This window comes from Tautonia rosea, assembly GCF_012958305.1.
GTDB classification, from domain to species: Bacteria; Planctomycetota; Planctomycetia; order Isosphaerales; family Isosphaeraceae; genus Tautonia; species Tautonia rosea.
The window spans coordinates 85,519-106,754 of record NZ_JABBYO010000005.1; the positions used below are offsets into that span (position 1 = coordinate 85,519).

Here is a 21,236-nt window from a genome sequence, read left to right on the forward strand (position 1 = left end):
TTCTCCGGACACTCGTGATCTGAGCCTGAGAGATGGATTCAAATGGATTGGGATCGACCTATCCGATCCGAGGGGAACGACAGCCGATCGGAGCGTGGATTGAACGAAGGCGTAAGTCGGTTTCGAACCTTGGGGCTGAGATGTTCCTGCCAAAGCTGGCCCCGGATCGTTACTTCACCATGCCTTCCTTCATCAGACGTTCCATTTCATCCATCGAAGCCTGTTCGCCGGCCTCCTGGCCTGGCACGTCCTCCATGAGATCGCCGGTTTTCGGTCCTCCGCCGCAGCCGCTCGCAGTGATCGCAGCGCTGAGGGCAAGGAACCGTGCGAGCCTTCCTGAACATCTTCGCCAGGTGTCGTCCATCGTGATCCTCCCAATGCGCAGGGCGAACCCTCCCGAATCCGAAACGATTGGGTGAAAGGGGAGATGCCCGCGGTTTACGTAATTGAGCGACGTTCGACCGCAGCGAAAACACGTTGGGTGCCCCCGACCCGGGAGCACCAGGAGTCCTCAACAACCTGGGGAAATCATCAGGACAAGGCTGCATTCATCGAGGTTGAGAAGCATGTTTCTGGAAACACATGCCTTGACGTCTGATGACCATGTCGAACCTAATTAGACTACGAATTCGAGTCAATAAAAAAATCCCGATTCCGGGACGGGAGACTTGGGAGACAATGCTGAAGGCCCTCAAGTGAGCCGGCGGGTTCCTGAGGCAGACGTGCGCAGGTATCATCGATTCCTGAAACTTCGCGGTGTGGGGTTCGGGGTACGAAGGCTTCGGGATCGTTGCGCTTGTGAGAGACCTCATTCTCGGGACGGCGGGACACATCGATCATGGCAAGACTTCTCTGGTCCGCGCCCTGACCGGTGTTGATACGGACCGATTGCCGGCGGAAAAGCAGCGTGGCATCACGATCGACCTGGGGTTCGCATCGCTTGACTTGGGTGAGGTGCGAATCGGACTGGTCGACGTGCCCGGTCACGAACGATTCATCAGAAACATGCTGGCCGGTGCCACCGGGTTCGACCTGGCGTTGCTTGTCATTGCGGCGGATGACTCGGTGATGCCTCAAACGCGGGAGCACCTGGAGATTCTCCGGCTGCTGGGGTTGCGATCTGGCTTAATTGCTCTGACCAAGTGCGACCTGGCGACCGAGGACTGGCTTGATCTGGTCGAGGAGGACGTGCGAACCCTGGTGGCCGGAACGTTTCTTGAAGGGGCCCCGATCGTTCGCACGTCAAGCTCGACCGGATTGGGAATCGATGAGTTACGATCGACCCTGGCCCTGCTGGCCGAGGCGATTCCGAGGGTGCCGACCGAGGCGCCGTTTCGCCTGGCAATCGACCGCTGCTTCACCGTCGCCGGGCACGGAACCGTCGTGACGGGAACGATCGTCTCCGGGGCGGTCACTGTGGGAGACGAGCTGGAGTGGCTGCCCGAGGGGCGATTGCTGCGAGTGAGAGGGCTGCACCGTCACGCTCAGGCGGTTGATCGGATTGAGCGGGGAGCCCGGGCGGCCATCAATCTGGCGGGCGTGCATCATTCGGAGGTCCGGCGGGGGCAAGAGCTGGCGACCCCTGGCTTTCTCCGGGCGTCGGTGGTGCTTTCTGCGGCGTTCAGGGCCTCGGCCGATGCACCCCGGCCCTTGCGGCATCGGGCGCGGTATCGATTGCATTTGGGGACGGCTGAAGTGACGGCCTCACTGTCCTTGCTGGACGGGTCAGAGCTGGCACCCGGTCTGGAAGGGTTTGCTCAGTTCTTTCTGGGAGAGCCAGTCGTGGCCGAGTATGGTCAGCCGTTCGTGATCCGAGAGGAAAGCCCTCCGTGGACGGTCGGCGGCGGTCAAATTCTGCAGCCGACTGCGCGGCGCATCCGTCGTAGAAATCTGGGTGATCGGGAACGACTTGCCCGGTTGAAACGTACCGACCCGATCGAGCGAGCGGCCGCGGTGATGGGCTCGTATCAACTGGAACCGTGGTCGAATCTCGATCTGGCCCGAGACGCGGGCCTCGCCCCTGAGGAGGTTGATCGGGTCGTGGCCGAGGCCCGAGCGAGTGGTGAGCTGATCGATCTTCCGGTCGGTCCTCGACGGACGATCCGGATCGTTCGATCGCATCTGGAAACGCTGGAAGATCGGGTGGTGAAGGCAGTTGGGCGTTTGCATGAGCGGAATCCGAGACTTTCACGTGTGCGGCGATCGAGCGTGCTGGGGACCCTGAGCGACCTGAAAAGCGAGTCGCTGGTGGCGGCGGTGATCGATCGCCTGGCGAAGGCTGGCCGATTGATCACCAGCGATCGGACGGTGGCATTGACGGGGTATCAACCGCAGTTGACGCAGGCAGAGCGGAGGCTCAAAACGGAGTTGCTCGACGCTCATCGGGGGACCGGCTTCGCGCCGCCGATGGCCTCGGAACTGCTCGATCGAGCCGGGAATCGACGTGAGATCGTGCCGGAACTTCTCGATCTACTGGCCGAGGAGGGGCATCTGGCGGCTGTCGAGCCTCGAATGTTGTATCTCGAAGCCGATGCCGATCTGGAATTGAAACGACGGGTGGCCGACCGATTGCGGGACGGATCGACGATCAGCATGGCCGATCTTCGCGACTTGCTCGGCACGTCGAGGAAGTATGCCGTACCGATCGGGGAGTATCTGGACCGGATTGGGCTGACGATCCGAGACGGAGATCTTCGACGGCTCGGAGCAGTGGCGGAGGAGCCAGTGGGATGACTGAGTTCGAGGACCAATCGGGGGATCGCTCGAAGTCCTCCGCCTTTCGGCGATTACCACCGGTTCATGCCGTGATGGCTCGGCCCGAGCTGGCCGAAGCCATTGAGGCGAAGGGTCGAGAAGTCGTTGTTGCTGCCATCCGAGCGGTCCTGGAGGAGGCTCGTACCGCGATTGCCCTCGGGCACGACTCGACAGCCCTCGAGGGGGAGGACGCGATCATCCGTCGCGTGGTGGATCGACTTGATCAGGATCGGCCGGTCTTGCGATCGGTGATCAATGCCACCGGGGTCTTGCTTCATACCGGACTCGGCCGAGCCCCCCTGGCGATCGAGGCGAGCGAGGCGGTAGCTCGCGTGGCAAGCGGATACAGCAACCTGGAGTTCGATCTGGATCAGGGGACCCGAGGGAAGCGGTCGAGCGGCGTCTCGGCCTTGCTGCGACGCCTGACGGGGGCCGAGGCCGCGGCGGTCGTCAATAATAATGCCGGGGCGACGATGATCGCGCTCCGGGCATTGGCCAACGGTCGGGAAGTGATCGTCTCCCGGGGACAACTGGTCGAGATCGGCGGCAGTTACCGATTGCCGGAGGTCTTTGAAAGCTCCGGGGCCAGGCTCCGCGAGGTCGGCACCACGAACAAAACGCGTTTGAGTGATTATGAGCGTGCGATTGGTCCAGAAACGGCGGCAATCCTCCGGGTGCACCCGAGCAATTACAAGATCGTCGGCTTCACCGAATCGGTGGGGATCGCTGACCTGGCGAAGCTGGGGCGATCGAAAGGGCTGCTGACGATCGACGACATCGGCTCCGGAGCCCTCGGGCCGGATCGGCCGCCGGGCATTGTTGGAGAGCCGACGGTAGAGGAGGCGATCGCAGCCGGGGTCGACCTGGTCCTTTGCTCGGGGGATAAGCTGCTGGGAGGGCCTCAGTGTGGCTTGTTGATCGGATCGGCCGAGGTGGTGCGTCGGATTGAGCGTGATCCGATGATGCGTGCCCTTCGAGTCGACAAGATGACCCTTGCGGCGCTGGAAACGACGCTTCGCTTGGCGATCGACCCGGAAAAGGCTTCCCGATCGATTCCACTCTGGAGGTCGCTCTCGGTCCCGGTGGAGCAACTGAGTGGTCGAGCCGATCGACTGGCCGATCGGCTTCGGCAGATGCTCGGACTGTCGGTGTCGAGCGAGCCGTCGCAGGCGTACCTCGGTGGCGGCAGTGCACCCGATGAGGCAATTGCGTCGGCCTGTGTGCGGATTGATCCTCCCCTGCCTGGCCGAGAGTTGGGGGCGACCGAGGCGAGCCGAGCCTTGCGGATGGGAGCACCGAGCGTGGTTTGCCGGGTGCAACAGGGATCGCTCTGGTTCGATCTTCGAGCCGTTCCCGAGCACGACGACGAGGCGATCTTCCGAGCGATCGAAGCGGTTGTCCGTGGGTGATCGGGTTGCCTCGGCTTGTCCCGTGCGTGCTCTTGCGCCTACGATAAACCAATGTCGAGCGACCGACCGAGGGTCGATCGGGGAGCGTCAACCGTAACGTAACGTGGAGAGGTGACGATGGGTCGGCGGGTGGTCTTGGCGATGAGTGGCGGGGTGGATAGCTCGGTCGCTGCACACTTGCTTAAGGAGCAAGGGTACGACGTGATCGGCCTGTTCATGAGGACCGGAGCCCACGCCGAAACCGCCGAACGTCGGGCCAAGACCTGTTGCAGCGTGACCGATGCGCTCGATGCGCAGGCGGTCGCCGATCGGCTGGACATCCCCTTCTTCGCGCTCGACTTCGAACGTGACTTCAGCCGGATCATGGATAACTTCGCCGACGAGTATCTCGCCGGCCGGACGCCGAATCCTTGCGTACTCTGCAACGTCTGGCTGAAATTCGGCAAGCTCTGGGCGTACGGCAAGCAGGTCGGGGCCGATTTCGTGGCCACGGGCCATCATGCCAGGATGGCGACCGGCCCTGACGGTGCCCCTCGGATCGCTCGGGCCCTGGATCCGGGTAAGGATCAATCGTACGTGTTGTTCGGCTTGCGTCGCGAACTGTTGCCGAATGTGCTCTTGCCCGTGGGAGAGTACTCGAAGGAGGCCATTCGCGACCTCGCCCGAGATCTGGCCTTGCCAGTGCATAACAAGCAAGACAGCCAGGAGATCTGCTTCATTCCCGATGACGACTATCTGCGGTTTGTCCGGGATCGTCGCCCCGGATCGAGCGAGCCGGGGCGGATCGTAGACGAAGACGGGACCGAAGTGGCCCGCCATGAGGGGATCGAAGGCTTCACGATCGGTCAGCGTCGGGGACTGGGGATCGCGGTCGGAGAACCGCGCTACGTCGTTCAGATTGAGCCCCAATCCAAGACCGTGACCATCGGCCGCCGGGAGGCCTTGGAAAAGGCGGGTCTTGAGGCTGCTCGGTTTAACTGGCAAGTGGCTCGCCCGGCTGGCCCCCTGCCCTGCCTGGCTCAGATTCGGGCTCGGCATCGAGCGGTGCCGGCAGTGGTCGAGCCGCTGGAAGGGGATCGTGCCCGCGTCCGATTTGAGACGCCGCAGCCGGCCGTCACTCCTGGACAGATCGTGACGGTCTATGATGGCGATTTCGTGCTTGGCGGTGGTTGGATTGAACAGGCAATCGACACGGTTGATGTTGCCTGAACTCATCATTGCACGGCCGATGTTGCAATTCATGGTGTCACGAGCCACTGCCTCCTGCGTAGTAAGACATGAGTGGCGAGGGAATCCTGCAATGACGCCGATCCACGCTGCTCAAAAAAAAGCAACGCCGAATGCGAGCGCCAGCAGGTTCCTGTGCTGAGCATTTGGAACGGTGAGTCACTCGACTGACCGAAGCACGGAATCGCCGTCCTCAGACCGTGGGCGCCATTGGTTCCGAGCCGAGGAAACCGACCGACACCCCAGACATCCTGGGGTTGTGAGCTTTGGGGAACACCCTTCAGGTGACCGGAATCCAATGGTCACCTGGTGGTGTGGCCGATGGCGTTGTTGATTTGTCCGAGGTCGTCGTGAGGGACGACCCTGAACGATCGCCGTGGGGCGTTGCCAGGATCCCTGGGTTGGGACCGAACGACGAGGAGGTTTGCGCTGACGGCGCCTCCCCTGGCCGTTCCCGAGAGGGCCTGCGCGTTGCGTTGCATTGAAGACCAACACATACGCCGAGTCTGGTGAACGGAGGGTTCTTGATGACCGATCACGATGAACGGAGAGAGCGACTGGGGCCGGATCGGGGGGATGTTCAGGGACGAAGGACCTTGAAGTCTTCCCCGAACGGTGAGTTCCTCCCGGGTGCCAGTGGAAATTTCAGTCGGTCGGGAAGGAATCGGAGCGCAACGGGTGCCAAGTACGGCATCGGGTCGTATGGTCGAATTCGAGGAGACTGAGGACTCACGGCATCATCGGCGGGAATCGAACGGCAGGCCCCTGGGAATGTCAGACGATTGGACCAGAACCTCCTCAGCCACCGCGTTCCCCCGAAGCTGACTCCTTGCGAGTCAGGTACGGGGCTGCATCCGAGAGGGACGAGCCATGTTTAAGGAACGATCGCAGGGAATCGCCGCGGCCACGCAACCATCGGAGATCGAGTCGATGGGCAAATGGACCGATCGCCATGCGTCGGACCAGGCCCGACGCGCCTCGGCGGCTCGTCAGACGAGCGGTCGGCGACGCAAGATCGACCCGACGACCAGCGAGCGAGACTATTCTCCTGAAGAAGTCGAGTTCATGGCCGCCATGCAGGAATACAAGCGGCGAAGCGGCCGCATGTTCCCCACCTGGAGCGAGGTGCTGGAAGTCTTGCATGAGCTTGGCTACGAAAAGCACGTCTCAAGCGACAATGACCGTCTGCTCTCCGGCAGTGTTGCTCCGGCAGCCCGACCGTGATGGGTCGGCCGAGATGCGGCCCCGGTTGACAAGGCGAAGGTCTCGGCGCTAAGGTGGTGCCCGGTTTCGTCACGTCGACAAACCCGCCCCGGCCACGATCCGTAGTGACCCGTCCATGAGCGTTCGGACCCGATTTGCCCCCAGCCCGACCGGATTCCTTCACATCGGAGGGGTTCGCACGGCCCTGTTCAACTGGTTGCTCGCCCGACATCACGGGGGGCAGTTCGTGCTCCGGATTGATGATACGGACCAGCAGCGGCACGTCGAACAAGCGGTCTCCCTGATCCTTCAAGGGTTTCGCTGGTTGGGCATGGACTGGGACGAAGGTCCCGAGATCGGGGGCGACCACGGTCCGTACTATCAGTCGCAACGCGGCCATCTCTACAAGGAAGCCGCTGAGCGGTTGGTTGCGTCGGGACGGGTCTATCGCGATTATTCGACCGAATCCGAACGCGCGGCCGACAAGGCCGCCGCGGAGGCCGAGAAACGGGCCTACCGGTTTCGTCGAAAACCGTTGACTGACGACCAACTCGAACAATTCGAGAAGGAAGGGCGCCCGTACGCCCTGCGCTTCGAGGTCCCACTCGGTCAGAATCTTGTGGTCAATGACCTGATCAAGGGGCCGGTTGAGATGAAGACCGATGAGGTGGCCGACTTTGTGATCGTTCGCCCCGACGGATCGCCGCTTTACAACTTCGCCAGCGTGATCGACGATGCGGAGATGAAGATCACCCACGTCGTCCGGGCTGAGGAGCATCTGACGAACACGTTCCCGCAGCTCCTGATCTTTGAAGCCCTCGGCTATCCGCTTCCTCAGTTTGCTCACGTGCCGTATGTGGCGGCACCGGGCTCAAAGAAGAAACTGTCGAAGCGGGACGGAGCCGTGGGGCTGCATGAGTTCATCAACGAGGGGTATTTGCCCGAGGGGATGCTCAACTACCTTGCTCGGCTGGGCTGGAGCTACGACGAGACGACCGAGATTTTCTCCCGAGCCGACCTGATCGAGAAGTTCTCACTCGATCGCGTGAACAGCTCCCCCGCCAGTCACGACCCGGACAAGCTGTATTGGATCGAAGGGGAGTGGATGAAAGTGGCTGAGCTGAACCGCAAGGTTCACCTGACCGCCCCTTACATTCAGCACGCAGACGAATTCGTGGCCTGGAGCCGTCGACGGAAAGACCGAAAGGAAGACCCGCCTGCGGCGGAGGATCAGGAGATCCTGTCATTCCTTCAGGTTCCGGCCGAGGTATCGGAGACAGAGACTGAGCGGTACACCCAGGTGATCGAGGCCCTTGGCGATCGACTCAAGGTGGCGTCGGATATTATCAAGCTGGGCCGTTACTTCTTCTCCGAGGAAATCAGCTACGACCCTGACGCCGTGAAGAAGCGGCTTCGCAAGGAAGGGGTGCCCGAGATCCTCGAAGCCGTCCAGGGGATTCTGGGCGAGGTGGAGCCGTTCGATCTGGAGACCCTCGAAGCTCGGATCAAAGGGTACGCCGAGGCTCAGGGGGAAGGGATCGGCAAGGTGGTCAACGCCGTCCGGGTGGCCACGACTGGCCAGGGAGTGGGACCAGGCCTGTACGACTGCCTGGTGATCCTCGGCCGAGAGTCCTGTATCAACCGGATTGCTCAGACGCGGGCAATGCTGGCCGAATCCTGAGCGTCGGCTTCTGCTTCGTTGAGTGAACGTGTCTTCCGTTCTCCGCTGTTGTTATTGCACCAAGGCCGAACATCGAATCATGCGCACTTTCGTCACTGGTTCCATCGCTTACGACTACATCATGGTCTTCCCCGGCAAGTTCCGGGAGCACATCCTGCCGGAGAAGATGCATGTCTTGAGCGTCTCATTCCTGGTGGATTCGCTCAAGCGACAGCGCGGTGGAACCGGAGCGAACATTGCCTTCAATCTCGCCCTGCTCGGGAACCGGCCGGTGCTGGTTGGGGCTGTGGGAGAAGACTTTGGCGAGTACCACACGTGGCTCGAACGGCATGGCGTGGACCTGGCCGGGGTGAAGACGCACTCGGGAGAGTTCACCTCCTCTTGCTTCATCAATAACGACCTGCAGGACAACCAGATTACGGCTTTCTATCCTGGAGCGATGGTGCACGCGGCGGCAGTCTCGCCGATTGAGTTCGGAGCCTCGGATCAGGATCTCGTCGTGATTGCGCCGAATGATCCGAAGGCGATGGCCCGTTACGCCGCCGAATGCACCGAGCGAGGCATCCCTTACCTGTACGACCCCTCGATGCAGATTCCTCGGATGTCGAAGGAGGAGTTTGAGGAAGGGTGCAAGGGAGCGAAGGTTCTGATCGGGAATGACTACGAGTTCGGCATGATGGCCGAGAAGCTCGGGGTGGCCGAGCAAGAACTACACCGGCGAGTGCCGATCACCGTGGTGACCAAGGGGGAGGCCGGCGCGACGATCGTCGCCGACGGCGAGAGCCACGACATTCCCCCCGCCAAGCCTCATCAGGTCATCGACCCGACCGGAGCGGGCGACGCCTTCCGCGCAGGTCTGATCACGGGCATGGCCCGCGGCCTCTCGTGGCCGACCACCGGTCGGATCGCCGCTCTGACGGCCGTTCACGCGGTGGAGCACATGGGTCCGCAAGAGCATTCCTACTCGATCGCCGAGTTCGTCGAGCGCTACCGGGCGAATTACGGGGCATCGGACGAGGTCGAGACGCTGCTCGGTTGATCGCCGTCGCATCGGAACGGCTGGTCTCACCTGGCCTGCCATCCGAGGCGAGTTTCTCCCGTCCTCCGGGTTTCACTGGGGAGACGAGCCTTGAGCGAGATGACCCGGACCTTCCTTGCCGTTGAGCTTCCCGAGCCGACCCGTCTCGCCGTCGAGCGACTTCAAGAAGACTTGCGCGCGTCTCAGCCGGGCCTGCGGTGGACGGCCCCTCAGCTCCTCCATCTGACCCTCGCGTTTCTCGGTGACGTGCCGACGAGGGCACTTGACCGGATCGGTGACGCGGTTGCCGAGGCCGTCGCTACCATTCCCCGGTTCCTCCTGGAGTTGCAGGGGTTGGGGGCGTTCCCGACCCCAACCCGGGCTCGGGTTCTCTGGGTCGGGCTTGCAGGGGAGGCGCTTGAGTTGCTTACCGATCTGCAACGGTCCGTCGTGGCCGCAACGAAGGCGGTCGGGTTGCCTCCGGCCGATGGTCGGTTTCATCCTCACGTCACGATTGGGCGATCGAAAGCGGGTCGAGGTCCCTCACCGAATCTGGCAGCAGTGTGTGAGCAGTCTCAAGGGTGGAAGGCCGGACCGTTGCCGGTCGAAACCGTTGTCACAATGGCGTCGGAGCTGACACCCAGAGGGCCGATCTATCGGGTCGTGCGATCTGCGCCTTTGGCTGCAACATCGCCTTGACTTCTCCCCCCTCGGCGCGATAGAGTGGTGTCCTTGCGTACAGGAACGAAGGGGCGAGATCCGTCAATTGATCTCCAGGGGAGGCCATGCCGTGGCCCGAAAGTCAAGTGCGAGTGCGGCGGCGGAATCGAAGGCGGCGGCAACGGTTTCTGCCGAGCAAAAGGCGTTGAACACGACGATCAGCCAGATCGAAAAGTCGTTCGGCGCCGGGGCGATTATGAGGTTGGGCGAGCAAAGCCATCTGAACATCGCGGGGATCTCGACCGGAGCTTTGTCGCTCGACCTGGCCCTGGGCGGCAAGGGGTTGCCCCGCGGTCGGATCATTGAGCTGTTCGGTCCCGAGTCGAGTGGGAAGACGACCATTGCCCTGCACGCGGTGGCCAGCGCCCAGCGAGCCGGAGGGGTTGCGGCGGTTATCGACGCCGAGCACGCGCTCGACCCGTCGTGGTGCAAGCGCCTGGGGGTCGACATCGAATCATTGCTGGTCAGTCAGCCGAGCAGTGCCGAGGAAGCGCTTCAGATTGCCGAGATGCTGGTGATGTCCAACGCGGTCGATGTGATCGTGCTCGACTCGGTGGCCGCCCTGGTGCCGAAGGCCGAAATTGAGGGTGAGATCGGCGACAGCCATGTCGGCCTTCAGGCTCGATTGATGAGTCAGGCCTTAAGGAAGTTGACCGGTGGAGTCTCACGATCCAAGAGCGTGATGATCTTCATCAATCAGATCCGAGAAAAGATCGGCGTGATGTTCGGGAGTCCCGAGACGACGCCGGGGGGCCGGGCCTTGAAGTTTTATAGCTCGTGCCGGATCGACGTACGGCGGATCGGCTCGGTCAAGGACGGCGAGGATGTGGTTGGCAGTCGGGTGAAGGTCAAGATTGTCAAGAACAAGGTCGCGCCACCGTTCCGCGTCTGTGAGTTCGACATGATGTATGACCAGGGGATCAGCCGCGAAGGGGACCTGATGGACCTGGGAATCGCGGACAAGATCATCGAAAAATCGGGCTCGTGGTTCAACTACGGCGATACTCGGCTCGGCCAGGGGCGAGAGAACGCCAAGCAGTTCCTTCGCGACAATCCGGCGATTTCCGAGGAGATCACGGCTCGAATCATGGCCAAGCACAACCCCGCCGAATCTCACTATGCCGCGCCTGGCGACAACGGCGATCTTTCTGATGATGAGTCCGAAGCCTTTGCAGAGGAGTGACCGTCGGACTGAGGCCGGGGCTGTCCTCATCGGGCAGCTTCGGCCTGTGTCTTGTCGATCTGGGACGAGGCGGGAACAATGGGGATGAAGGTCGACCCGACCGCCGTCATCCCCGCCTCTGGACGACGTTCCTTCCTGCCGATCGGATCGCACGATGACCTACCTGCTCGCCTCCGCCCTGCTTGCCCTGCCTGTACCATTCGTTCCGATGCCTCAGGACACTCCTGAGCCGATCGACGTCATCACAGCTTTGGAACAGGCGGTCACCAATGCCATCGAGCAAGCTCGCCCTGCGGTCGTGACGATCGACCGAGTGAAGTCTGAGGATGGCACGACACTCGCCGTCCGTGGACGAGACGCGATGCGAGCGCCCAACAACCCGAACGGTGTGGTGTTCATCGACGGTTTTGGCATGCGCAACGATGGCCCCGCTTCCTCGGACTATGTTTCCTACGACTTCGGGTCGGGCGTTCTCGTGGGCGAGGAGGGGCAGATCCTGACGACCTACCATGTCGTGTCGGGCGCAGAACGGTTGTTCGTTCGGGTTCAAGGGATCGATCCGTTTGAGGCCGAAATCATCGCCGCCGATCCGAGAAGCGATCTGGCGGTGATCGCTCCGGTCGGGGGGATGGCCCCGTTTGCCGAAGGTGCCTTTCCCGACCCTATCCCGATTGGAGACGCGTCGACGCTTCGTCCGGGTACGTTTCTCGTTGCGCTGGGGAATTCGCACAATGTATCGAGGGACGGGCAAGCGTCGGCCAGCTTCGGGATTCTGGCCAACTCGGCTCGTCGATTGATCGCGCCGAGTAACGATTTCGGACAGGTCGTACCGACGATGCTCCAGCATTATTCGACCCTCTTTCAGCTCGACTCGAAGCTCAACCTCGGCATGAGCGGTGGCGCGGTCGTGAACCTGAAGGGGGAGCTGATGGCCATTACGACCGCCTCGGCCAATGCCGTCGGGTACGACCCGAGAGCTGGCTATGCCATTCCGATGGACGCGCTCGGCCGCCACGCGCTCGATGCCTTAATCGAAGGGAAGGAGGTCGAATATGGCTTCCTTGGCATTTCGCTGAGCAGTCCCTCGAACATGATCCGAGAGGTCCAGCCGGGGACTCCGGCCGGCGAGGGAGGATTACTTCAGGGAGACTCGATCGAAGCAGTGGCCGGACAGCCGGTGACTGACTTCGATGGCCTGGTGCGAGCGGTGAATCCGCTGCCAGTGGGTGACCCGGTTGAGTTGACCATCCGACGCGATGGTCGTGTCTTGATCAAGGAAGTCGTCCTTTCCAAATTCCCGATCGAAGGAGAGATCATTGCCACGACCAAGAGTGAAGCCTGGCGAGGCCTCCGGATCGACTTTCCGAGTGTGATCTCTCCCCGAGATGAACTGTTGACGGCGATGGCTCGGGGTGGGGTTGGCGTGGTCGAGGTGATCTCAGGGACTCCGGCGGAGGAAGCGGGCCTACGGGTCGGCCAGATCATCACTCAGGTTGACGGCAAGGCGGTTCGGACTCCACGGGCCTTTCGAGAGGCGGTCAAGCCCTTGAACGGCAAGGACGTTCGGCTGAGCACCGATCGGGGTCCAATCATGATCGGGCCGGACGGAGGAGCGTCCCAGATCGAGTGATTGGGATCGTCGTACAAGAGGGGCGGGCTGACGCTGCCTCCACGCCGTGCTTTCGGGTATTCTGGTGCGCATCGAGACGCGCCGCCTGACGATGTTCCGGCGCGGTCGGGGCCTTGCGCGACGTTGGCCGCCGCGTGACGGAGCCCCGCTCCCCGTCCTTTCCGCGGCCCGATCCGGCCCAAGGCCCACCGCCGATGACCACCGACGACCTCCGCGAAGCTTATCTCGACTTTTTCGTATCCAAGGGGTGCGAGCGCCGATCGAGCGATGTGCTCGTTCCGCGAGACGACCCGACCGTCTTGTTCACCCCAGCCGGGATGAATCAGTTCAAGCGGGAGTTCATGGGCCTGGGCGACCCAAACTTCAAGCGTGCGACGACCTGCCAGAAGTGTATCCGAACGGGAGACATTGAGAACGTCGGCAAGACCGGCCGTCACATGACGTTCTTCGAGATGCTCGGGAACTTCTCGTTCGGCGATTATTTCAAGAAAGAGGCAATCCACTGGGCCTGGGAGTTCCTGACCAAGAACCTCTCGATTCCGAAGGATCGGCTCACGATTACCGTTTACCTTGACGATGACGAGGCGTACGACATCTGGCACAAGGAGGTGAAAGTCCCCGCCAACCGGATCACCCGAATGGGGGAGGATGACAACTTCTGGCCCGCCGGTGCCCCGACCCACGGCCCGAACGGCGTGTGCGGCCCCTGCTCTGAGATCTTCTATCACTACGATGACGGCAGAGAGGTTGAGATCTGGAACCTCGTGTTCACGCAGTTCAACCGCGTCGGGCCGAACCAGCTGGAACCGTTGCCGAGCAAGAATATTGATACAGGCATGGGGCTGGAACGGGCTGCCTCGTGCTTGCAAGGGGTGCAGACGAACTTCGAGACGGATATCTTCGCGCCGCTCGTGGCCGCGGTGGCCGAGGTGCTCGGGCAGTCGTATGATGCCGAATCGCTCGACGGAATCCGTATCCGGCGTGCGGCGGATCATGCTCGCGCCCTTACGTTCACGATTTTTGAGAACGTTCAGCCGGGACCGAATCAGCAGGGCTATGTGGTCCGTCGGTTGCTCCGACGAGCAGTGCTCGACGCCTACCTGATGGGGCGTCGGGAGCCGTACCTGTTCGAGATCATTCCGCTCGTCGCTGAGGTGATGAAGCGCCCCTATCCCGAGCTCACCGAGAGCGTCCGCCGAATTCAGACCGTCGTCCGGGAGGAGGAGGAGCAGTTTCTCCGAAATATCGACACTGGCTTGAAACTGTATAACGACACGGTTCGCAAGACCAAGGCGGCAGGGTCGGACGTGATCTCCGGCGCGGCGGCGTTCCGTCTGCACTCGACGTACGGATTTCCGATTGAGATGACCGAGAGCCTGGCTGCCGAGCAAGACCTGGCTGTCGACATGCCGGAGTTCGAGCGAGAGCGTCAGAAGCACGCTGAGACCTCCGGTCAGGATTCTGCCGCGGCCGTCTTTGCGACCGGCCCGCTCGATGCGCTGAAGCAGGAGTATCACGCCGGCAGCGCGTTTCTTGGCTATGAGACGACCGAGGCCGACGCGACCGTCATCGGCATCGTCGCTCAGGGACGCCTGGTCGATCGGGAAACCGCGGGCAGCGGCGATCCGGTGGCTTTGGTGCTCGATCACTCGCCCTTTTACGGCGAGTCGGGTGGGCAGATTGGTGACGTGGGGATCATCGAGGGTGACGGGTTCCGCTTCCATGTCGAGGACACCCAGCGCGATCGGGGATTCATTCTGCACATTGGCCGGGTCGATGACGGAACGGTTTCCGTGAATCAACATGTGAGGGCCCGCGTCGATGCCCCCCGGCGGGAGGCGATCCGCCGGGCACACTCGGCCACGCATGTCCTGCACCATGCCTTGCATGAACATCTTGGCAAGCATGCGCAACAAGCGGGAAGTAAGGTGGAACCCGACCGGCTGCGATTCGACTTTGCCAACCCCGAAGGCGTGGGCCGCGATCGGCTGAGAGCCATCGAGGAAACGGTCAATGACCGAATTTTACGGGGCGAGGCGATTCAGTGGCGAACGATGCCGCTTGAGGAGGCCAAGCAACTTGGCGCGATGGCGCTCTTCGGAGAAAAGTACCCGGATGTCGTTCGCGTGGTGGAGATGGGCGAGTTCTCCCGAGAGTTGTGCGGGGGCACGCATCTGGACAGCGTCGGCCAGATCGGCCTGTTCAAGATCGTTGGCGAGGAGTCGGTTGCGGCCGGGACCCGTCGCGTGGTCGCCCTGACGGGCAAGGCGGCACTCGATTACGTGCGTCAGGAGGAGGACGCGCTCGCGGCCGTCGCCAGTACGTTGAAGGTCCCCGTACAGCAGGCGGCTGATCGGGTTTCGGCGCTGCTGGAGGAGATCAAGACGCTCAAGAAGCAGGCCAGCCAACGCAGAGAAACGCCGAAGGTTTCGGCCGATGCCCTACTTGAACATGTTCAGGAGATCGGCGGGGCGAAGGTGATTGCCGCTTCAGTTGAGGGGGTTGCCCCCGACGAACTTCGTCAGTTGATCGACGTGGCCCGGCGCAAGGTCGAGACCGGGCTGGGGGCGTTGCTGATCACCGCGTCGGAGGGGAAGGTCATCCTCGCCGCGGGGCTGACACCCGACCTGGTCGAGCGGGGACTTCATGCGGGCAACTGGCTGAAGCAGGTGGCTCCGGTGGTGGGTGGCGGTGGCGGTGGCCGTCCGGATTTCGCCCAGGCCGGAGGGAAGAATCCCCAGGCGATTCCTCAGGCGATCGAGAAAGCCCTTCAGGTGGTGCGCGAGGCACTTGGCGGCTGATCCGTCACGCTTCATCTGAACCGTCAGAGGTTGGCCGTTGATTGACGATCAAGCAAGGATCGCGTTCATGTCCACATCTCAGCGGAAGATGACAGGGTTGAATGAGAGGTATCCGGCGTCCCGGACGCCGGGACCTCTGGGTCGTTTTGATGCCGCCGACCCCAATGTGTCCATGTGCCTGGCGGGTGACACACCTGGGGCCCTGGGAACCCACGAGGATCTTGCCTCCCCGGAACTGTTTCAGACGAAGTTGCCGCAGACGAATGTGCCGTTGCTCCTCTTTGACCTCGATCGGGTGGCTCATTTTCTCCGAAGTGTCGGGGTCGCAATGGCTGAGGAGGCATTTACGAGAGTCGAGTGGAAAGACTTTGACGAGAGTGTACTACTGAATGTGCTGATGTTCTGGAACAAGCCCGGGATGGCGGTGGTCGTGCAGGGCAAGCCGGTAGACATTAAGGCGCGAGCAGATGAACACGTCGATCGTATGTTGTCAACATTCATTCGCAAATGTGCTGAGGGGCCGGGGTCTGCGTTGGAGTATCTCGACCGTTTGAAAGGTGTCCGTGCCGATGCGTTAAATCACATCCAGAAGACAATCGGGCAAGCGAGTGAGATCAATGATGGGGTTATTCAGCTTGCGTCGTACTGGATCAGGTATTTTTCGACGGTGAAGACGGGTGCCGACCTGTTCATGATCGGGGCTGGCCTGGTCAGTGGTCTGGGGTTCATCACGCCGTTTGTGACGGGGGTGACGTACTCGGTTGTGAAGGATTGGGCCAAAGGGTCGGAGGCGAAGGGGGTCGGGCTGGTGGTGGCGACCGAGGTTGGGAAGGAAGCCGCCAAGGAAGGAGTCAAGGCTGGAAGCACTGTTGCGGCGGGAGTCGCCATTCCTCCCGCGCTTCAGGGCATTGACCGCTGGGATGCCGAGGCGAGGATTCTGGAGAAGCAAGATCTGATCAACACCGCTCAGCAGGACGTGCTCACAAAGGGGCGTCGCAAGACGAAGATCCTGAATCGTCGGATCGGGGCTCATACGGCCGAGATCGATCGATTGAAAACGGCCACTTCACCTCTCCGTCAGGGGGTGAGCAAGGGCTTTCACGCGGTCGCCAGGAACATCAAGTTCGTGTTCGCCGCGAAGGACGCTTATGAGAGCATTGCGGAACTCGTTGAAGTCATTGAGCAGACCAAGGAAGAGTAATCGCGCGGTCGCTCGTCAGAACTGAGACAATCGCTGGAACGATGAGCCGACCTTGACCGGTGGATCGAGCCATCGGAGCTTCGGCGTGACCTTGGGAATGTAATCGACCAGGCAATCAAGGTCGAAGTGGGCGATCCGGTCGAGGGCATCGGTAATGGTCGGATCGCCCGACGCTCTCAGTTTGGCAAGCACATGGGCGTCGTCGGCCATGAGGTCGTCTTCGACGAGGAGACCGGCATCGAAGGCGGTGCGGAGAGCGATGGCGAACTCGTTGTAAATATAGGCTTCGGTGGGGCTGGCCCACCACTCCCGGTTCATGATGTCAAAGAGATGAACTGCTTCCCGAGCGGCGGAGACCTCGGTGAAGACGATCGTTTGATCGATCACGTCCAGCGCGGCGAGCATTCGGGAGACGGCCTCGGGGGTCGAGACACCGCAGGCCAGGCTATCGCGGAAGAAGTAGTCGATTCGGTCGGCACAGAGCCAGGGCAGAGGCCGTTCCAGGAGGGGATAGATCGCGTCGTCGTAGAAGTCGGCGGGGGTGAACCCGAGACGCTCGATTGCCACGACCAGGTCTGGGCGATTGAGGAATGAGGGCTTGATCAACTCGTGATGGTTTTGTTCGTCGGATTCGTAGAGGAAGTCGACCGCGTGAGAAAACGCGGTGTGCGAGATGTCGTGCAGGAGCCCGGCGACCTGTTCACGGCGGTCAGCCCCGAGGCGACGGAGCAAGAGATGGACCCCCAGGCTGTGTTCGAATCGCGTGACTGCCTTGAACGCGAACGCCAGAGCTGACGGACCAGCCTGTCGGATTCCCTTGAGCCGTTGGACGGTTGGGCATGCGATGAGCGCTCGCAGATCGGGGTCGGTAATCGCCGATTCCCCGTAGACCCGATCTGTCCAATGCATTGCGACCGACCCCCGAGCTTTACTCCGAATCTTGAATGATATCTCCAGTGTACCACGGAAGGATGATCTTCTGTACCCTTTGCGATTTCGGTCTCAACGGGCGGCGGGCCGTTTCGCCGGTTCCCCAGCGCGGCTAAGATGAGGCAACGGAGGGACTTGCCCACGGGGCGGTGCTTCGCACGTCTTTTTGAGTCTTGTCAGGGGAGAGAAAGTCGTGAATGGCATCCCACGGAGATGCCTCGCTTGGGTGGCGTTCGTCGCCCTCGGAGGAGTTATCTCAGGTTGTGGCGGAGGGGGTTCCGGGGGGCAGGCGACCGCGGTGATTGGTCCAGACGGTCCCCGATTGATCTTCATCTCGAACACCAATTCCGACTGGTGGAGCGCCGTCGAGAAAGGGATGCAGGACGGCGGCACCGAGTTTGGGGCGGAGGTTAGCCTGCGTCGTAACGATGGTCAGGTGCAGGGGCAGATCGACAAGCTTCGAGAGGTGTTGAGCATGCCGGACGTGCATGGCGTGGCGATCTCAGCGCTGGAAGCGAATGCCCCCGGTGTGATCGATGCCATGAACGACCTGCAAAAGGCGGGCAAGGTGGTCATCACGATCGATTCGGATGTCGACCCGTCCCACGCCAGCGCCAGAAGGGCGTACATTGGCACGAACAATGCCGAGGCCGGCCGGGTTGCCGGTCAGGCCCTCGCCCTGCTTCGTCCGGAAGGTGGGAAGATGGCGATGTTTGTCGGAGCGGCCTCGGCGGCGAATGCTCGGGCTCGCGAGGAAGGTGTGCTCGAAGGGGCGGGCGACGCCTTCGAACGAACCCAGACCTGGGAAGACGGCGGCGACCACAGCCGGGCTCGGCAGAATGTGCAGAGCGCGTTGTCGAAGACCCCGGACCTCGAGGCGTTGGTCGGACTATACTCGTACAACGCAACAGGAATTGCCGAGGAGATGGCCAACTCACCTCAGGTGAGGGAGCGGGTGACGGTTGTGACCTTCGACCTCGATGAGGCGGCCCGTCCGCACCTGAATCTTGGGAACATTGATGCGACCATCTGTCAGAATCCTTACGAGATGGGGCGGCTCGGCGTTCAATTACTCAAGGCCTTGATCGAGGAGGATGAGGCCACGGTGGCGGAGATTCTCCCGGACGGGGAATACCGCGATACCGGGGTCAGGGTCGTGGTTCCGCAGACCGATTCTCCCGTCTCGGAACTGCGCGACGAAGGGCTAGACGTTCTGACGATCGACGAAATGAATTCGTGGCTGGAGAGCAAGGGACTGCAATCGACATGAGCGACGAGGCGAAACCGTCCCCGGACGCTTCCCCGACCGGCTTGAGAGTCCTGGCCTGGCTGCGGGACTCGGAAGCTGGGCTGGTCGGGGCGATCCTTGCGGTCGTGGGTCTTATTTACGTGGTGGCGCCGGGTCCGAGCTTTTTGTTTGAGCCGGGGACCCCTCGGGCGTTTTTCACGTCCTACAACCTGCAAACGCTCTTCCATGTGACTGCCCTGTTCGGCGTGCTTGCCGTGGGGGTGGCCGTGGTGATCATTGCAGGGGGGATCGATCTGTCGATCGGTGCGATGGTGGCACTCTCGGCCGTGGTCGCGGCGAAGCTCATGACCTCGTGGTTGCCCGGCATTGGAGAGGCCGGGCCTTGGACGACCGGAATCCTGGTCGCGGCTTCCGTGACGTTGCTCGGGTGGATCGGCTTGAATCTCCAGATCCGACGCTGGGCAAACCTCTTGATCACGGGCTCGATTCCAGCTGCGGTGATCGCAGCGGGGGTCGGTGTGATTTCGGGACCAAGGGATCCGGGCTCGTGGGTGGTGGCCCTGGTTGAGATTGGGGCGTTAGCAGCTCTGGTGTTCGGCTTGCGGCGAGGTGCGGATGAGCAGGCCGGAGCATCGGCGGCGGCCCTGGTGTGGGGGTTAGCCGCAGGAGCGCTGACCGGCTGGGGATCGGGCGGCAATGGTTCGATGGCCTCGATGGCTTTGGTGGTGGCGGCATCGAGCCTCGCCATCCTGATAGGCGTGGTGCTGCATCTGCGAAAGGGGGCGGTGGTTTTTGGGCTGCTGGTAGGTGCGGCCGTTCTGTGGGGGATCTCCTCCGGTGAAAGTTCTTCGGCCAGTGTACCGATCGGCACAATTGTGGCCTCGGTGACACTTTCGCTTCTTCTGGGGCTGGCGATCGGGTCCGGTCACGCGTTTCTGATCAATGCGTTCAAGCTGCCCCCGTTCATCGCGACCTTGGCCACGCTGGCGGGATTAAGAAGCCTGGCGATGATCCTGAGCGAGAATCGGAGCATCACGGTTTCTGATCGGACCTTTCGGGTGCTGGGGAGCGAGTACTGGGTGACAATTCCGTTGTTCCTGGTCGTCGCCGGGCTCCTGAGTCTGATGATGGGCAAGACGGTTCTGGGACGACACCTCTATGCCCTGGGAGGGAACGAGTCGGCCGCTCGACTCAGCGGCTTGCCGACGAGGAGGCTCAAGACCGTTTCGTACGCCATCTCAGGACTTCTTGCGGCCCTGGGCGGGGTACTGTTTCTGGGCAATACCGGATCGGCCAACCCGACGATGGGCTTCGCTTACGAACTCTCGGCGATCACGGCGGCTGTGGTGGGAGGCTGTAGCCTTGCCGGCGGTGTCGGTTCGATCCGAGGGACGGTCCTCGGTCTGGTTCTCATCCGGATCGTCATCAACGGGACGGGTTTGGTGGTCGAAGGGATCGAGCCGAGCCAGATTGAGGGCTTGGTGCTGGGTGTTGTGGTGGTCTTGGCGGTTGGATTCAACCAAAGATTCCGCCTGAAGCACTGATCGCGTCAGCCCCGACTCGCAGCCTCTCACTGATGCAGCGTCGTATTGAGGGGAACGATCCCAATGAAAAACGACCCTGGCGAGCCAGTACTGGCTCGCCAGGGTCGAAAAGTCGTGTGCCGCAATCGAAGCAGAAGATCAGGCCAACGCGAGGTGCTCGATCAACGCTTAGAGAACTGGTAGCTGCGGCGGGCCTTTTTGTGGCCGTACTTCTTGCGTTCGACCATTCGGGCGTCTCGAGTGAGGAAGCCGTGGTCGCGCAGTTGCGGCTCAAGGTCGGTTCGGTAGGCGGAGAGGGCGCGACCGAGTCCGAGCATCACCGCACCGGCCTGGGCACTCTTGCCGCTGCCGCCAACGTTGACAAACACATCGAGCCGGCCGCCGAGATCGGCGACATGAATCGGGGCTCGGGCGTCGGCCCGTTCGGTTTCGGTGTTGAAGTACTCGTCGACGGGCAGGCCATTGACAAGGTACTGGCCCGTGCCTTCTCGGATGCGAACGCGGGCGACAGCCGTCTTGCGGCGACCGGTGCCCCAGGTATACGGATTATTCACCGTGGCCATCGTCTCGGGGTTCCTTGGCGCTCCCCGGGAAGATTCCGGGGCGAGATGCTCCGTGGATTCGGATCAATAAGACAACGAACTGTGGGATGCGAAGGCCGAGCGTTACTCGGACTTCTCGTCGGT

At 61.9% G+C, this 21,236-nt stretch carries 16 protein-coding genes; 13 read left to right on the forward strand and 3 right to left on the reverse strand.

Translation table 11 applies throughout. From position 1 onward, the window contains the following. Nucleotides 1-169: 169 nt before the first annotated feature. Entirely contained in the window at nucleotides 170-364 is a 195-nt protein-coding gene (locus HG800_RS10110; protein ID WP_169976484.1) for a hypothetical protein, read from the reverse strand. A gap of 434 nt (nucleotides 365-798) precedes the next feature. On the opposite strand from HG800_RS10110, the gene selB reads away from it, so the two are divergent. The 11 genes from selB (at nucleotide 799) to HG800_RS10165 (ending at nucleotide 16,827) form a co-directional block, all read left to right on the forward strand. Further along, entirely contained in the window at nucleotides 799-2,733 is a 1,935-nt protein-coding gene (gene selB, locus HG800_RS10115) for a selenocysteine-specific translation elongation factor (RefSeq protein ID WP_169976487.1), read from the forward strand. Continuing rightward, nucleotides 2,730-4,163 carry an L-seryl-tRNA(Sec) selenium transferase gene (selA, locus tag HG800_RS10120; protein ID WP_169976489.1) on the forward strand — a complete coding sequence of 478 codons (1,434 nt, stop codon included), beginning with the start codon at nucleotides 2,730-2,732 and terminating at the stop codon, nucleotides 4,161-4,163. The genes selB and selA overlap by 4 nt, the downstream gene beginning before the upstream one ends. Nucleotides 4,164-4,280: 117 nt before the next feature. Then, complete coding sequence (gene mnmA, locus HG800_RS10125) at nucleotides 4,281-5,372, forward strand: tRNA 2-thiouridine(34) synthase MnmA (protein WP_169976492.1); 1,092 nt, start codon at nucleotides 4,281-4,283, stop codon at nucleotides 5,370-5,372. A 948-nt stretch (nucleotides 5,373-6,320) separates the two neighbouring features. Further along, a complete protein-coding gene (locus HG800_RS10130) occupies nucleotides 6,321-6,614 on the forward strand; it encodes a hypothetical protein (protein WP_235963616.1) in 294 nt (97 codons plus the stop codon). 115 nt (nucleotides 6,615-6,729) lie between these two features. Beyond that, nucleotides 6,730-8,274 (forward strand): glutamate--tRNA ligase, encoded by a 1,545-nt coding sequence (gltX, locus tag HG800_RS10135; RefSeq protein ID WP_169976494.1) that lies wholly within the window; start codon nucleotides 6,730-6,732, stop codon nucleotides 8,272-8,274. A gap of 79 nt (nucleotides 8,275-8,353) precedes the next feature. Further along, nucleotides 8,354-9,313, forward strand: coding sequence for a carbohydrate kinase family protein (locus HG800_RS10140; RefSeq protein ID WP_169976496.1), 960 nt, complete (start codon nucleotides 8,354-8,356; stop codon nucleotides 9,311-9,313). A gap of 99 nt (nucleotides 9,314-9,412) precedes the next feature. Next, a complete protein-coding gene (thpR, locus tag HG800_RS10145) occupies nucleotides 9,413-9,991 on the forward strand; it encodes an RNA 2',3'-cyclic phosphodiesterase (RefSeq protein ID WP_169976498.1) in 579 nt (192 codons plus the stop codon). Between the two features lie 166 nt (nucleotides 9,992-10,157). Continuing rightward, a complete protein-coding gene (gene recA, locus HG800_RS10150; protein ID WP_206352227.1) occupies nucleotides 10,158-11,195 on the forward strand; it encodes a recombinase RecA in 1,038 nt (345 codons plus the stop codon). A gap of 154 nt (nucleotides 11,196-11,349) precedes the next feature. Further along, the gene (locus tag HG800_RS10155; RefSeq protein ID WP_169976502.1) at nucleotides 11,350-12,825 is read left to right on the forward strand and encodes a PDZ domain-containing protein; all 1,476 of its coding nucleotides are present in this window, start codon (nucleotides 11,350-11,352) and stop codon (nucleotides 12,823-12,825) included. A 194-nt stretch (nucleotides 12,826-13,019) separates the two neighbouring features. After that, a complete protein-coding gene (alaS, locus tag HG800_RS10160) occupies nucleotides 13,020-15,626 on the forward strand; it encodes an alanine--tRNA ligase (RefSeq protein WP_169976504.1) in 2,607 nt (868 codons plus the stop codon). A 67-nt stretch (nucleotides 15,627-15,693) separates the two neighbouring features. Then, nucleotides 15,694-16,827 (forward strand): hypothetical protein, encoded by a 1,134-nt coding sequence (locus tag HG800_RS10165; RefSeq protein WP_169976506.1) that lies wholly within the window; start codon nucleotides 15,694-15,696, stop codon nucleotides 16,825-16,827. 15 nt (nucleotides 16,828-16,842) lie between these two features. On the opposite strand, the gene HG800_RS10170 is transcribed toward HG800_RS10165, so the two are convergent. Then, complete coding sequence (locus tag HG800_RS10170; RefSeq protein WP_169976508.1) at nucleotides 16,843-17,736, reverse strand: HD domain-containing protein; 894 nt, start codon at nucleotides 17,734-17,736, stop codon at nucleotides 16,843-16,845. 214 nt (nucleotides 17,737-17,950) lie between these two features. Here HG800_RS10170 and HG800_RS10175 point away from each other — a divergent pair, with 214 nt between their 5' ends. Beyond that, a complete protein-coding gene (locus HG800_RS10175) occupies nucleotides 17,951-19,027 on the forward strand; it encodes a substrate-binding domain-containing protein (RefSeq protein ID WP_169976510.1) in 1,077 nt (358 codons plus the stop codon). After that, a complete protein-coding gene (locus tag HG800_RS27345) occupies nucleotides 19,024-20,550 on the forward strand; it encodes an ABC transporter permease (RefSeq protein ID WP_235963572.1) in 1,527 nt (508 codons plus the stop codon). The genes HG800_RS10175 and HG800_RS27345 overlap by 4 nt, the downstream gene beginning before the upstream one ends. A 161-nt stretch (nucleotides 20,551-20,711) precedes the next feature. Here the strand turns inward: HG800_RS27345 and rpsI are convergent, their stop codons facing one another. After that, nucleotides 20,712-21,113 carry a 30S ribosomal protein S9 gene (gene rpsI / locus HG800_RS10185; RefSeq protein WP_169976512.1) on the reverse strand — a complete coding sequence of 134 codons (402 nt, stop codon included), beginning with the start codon at nucleotides 21,111-21,113 and terminating at the stop codon, nucleotides 20,712-20,714. Nucleotides 21,114-21,236 lie beyond the last annotated feature (123 nt).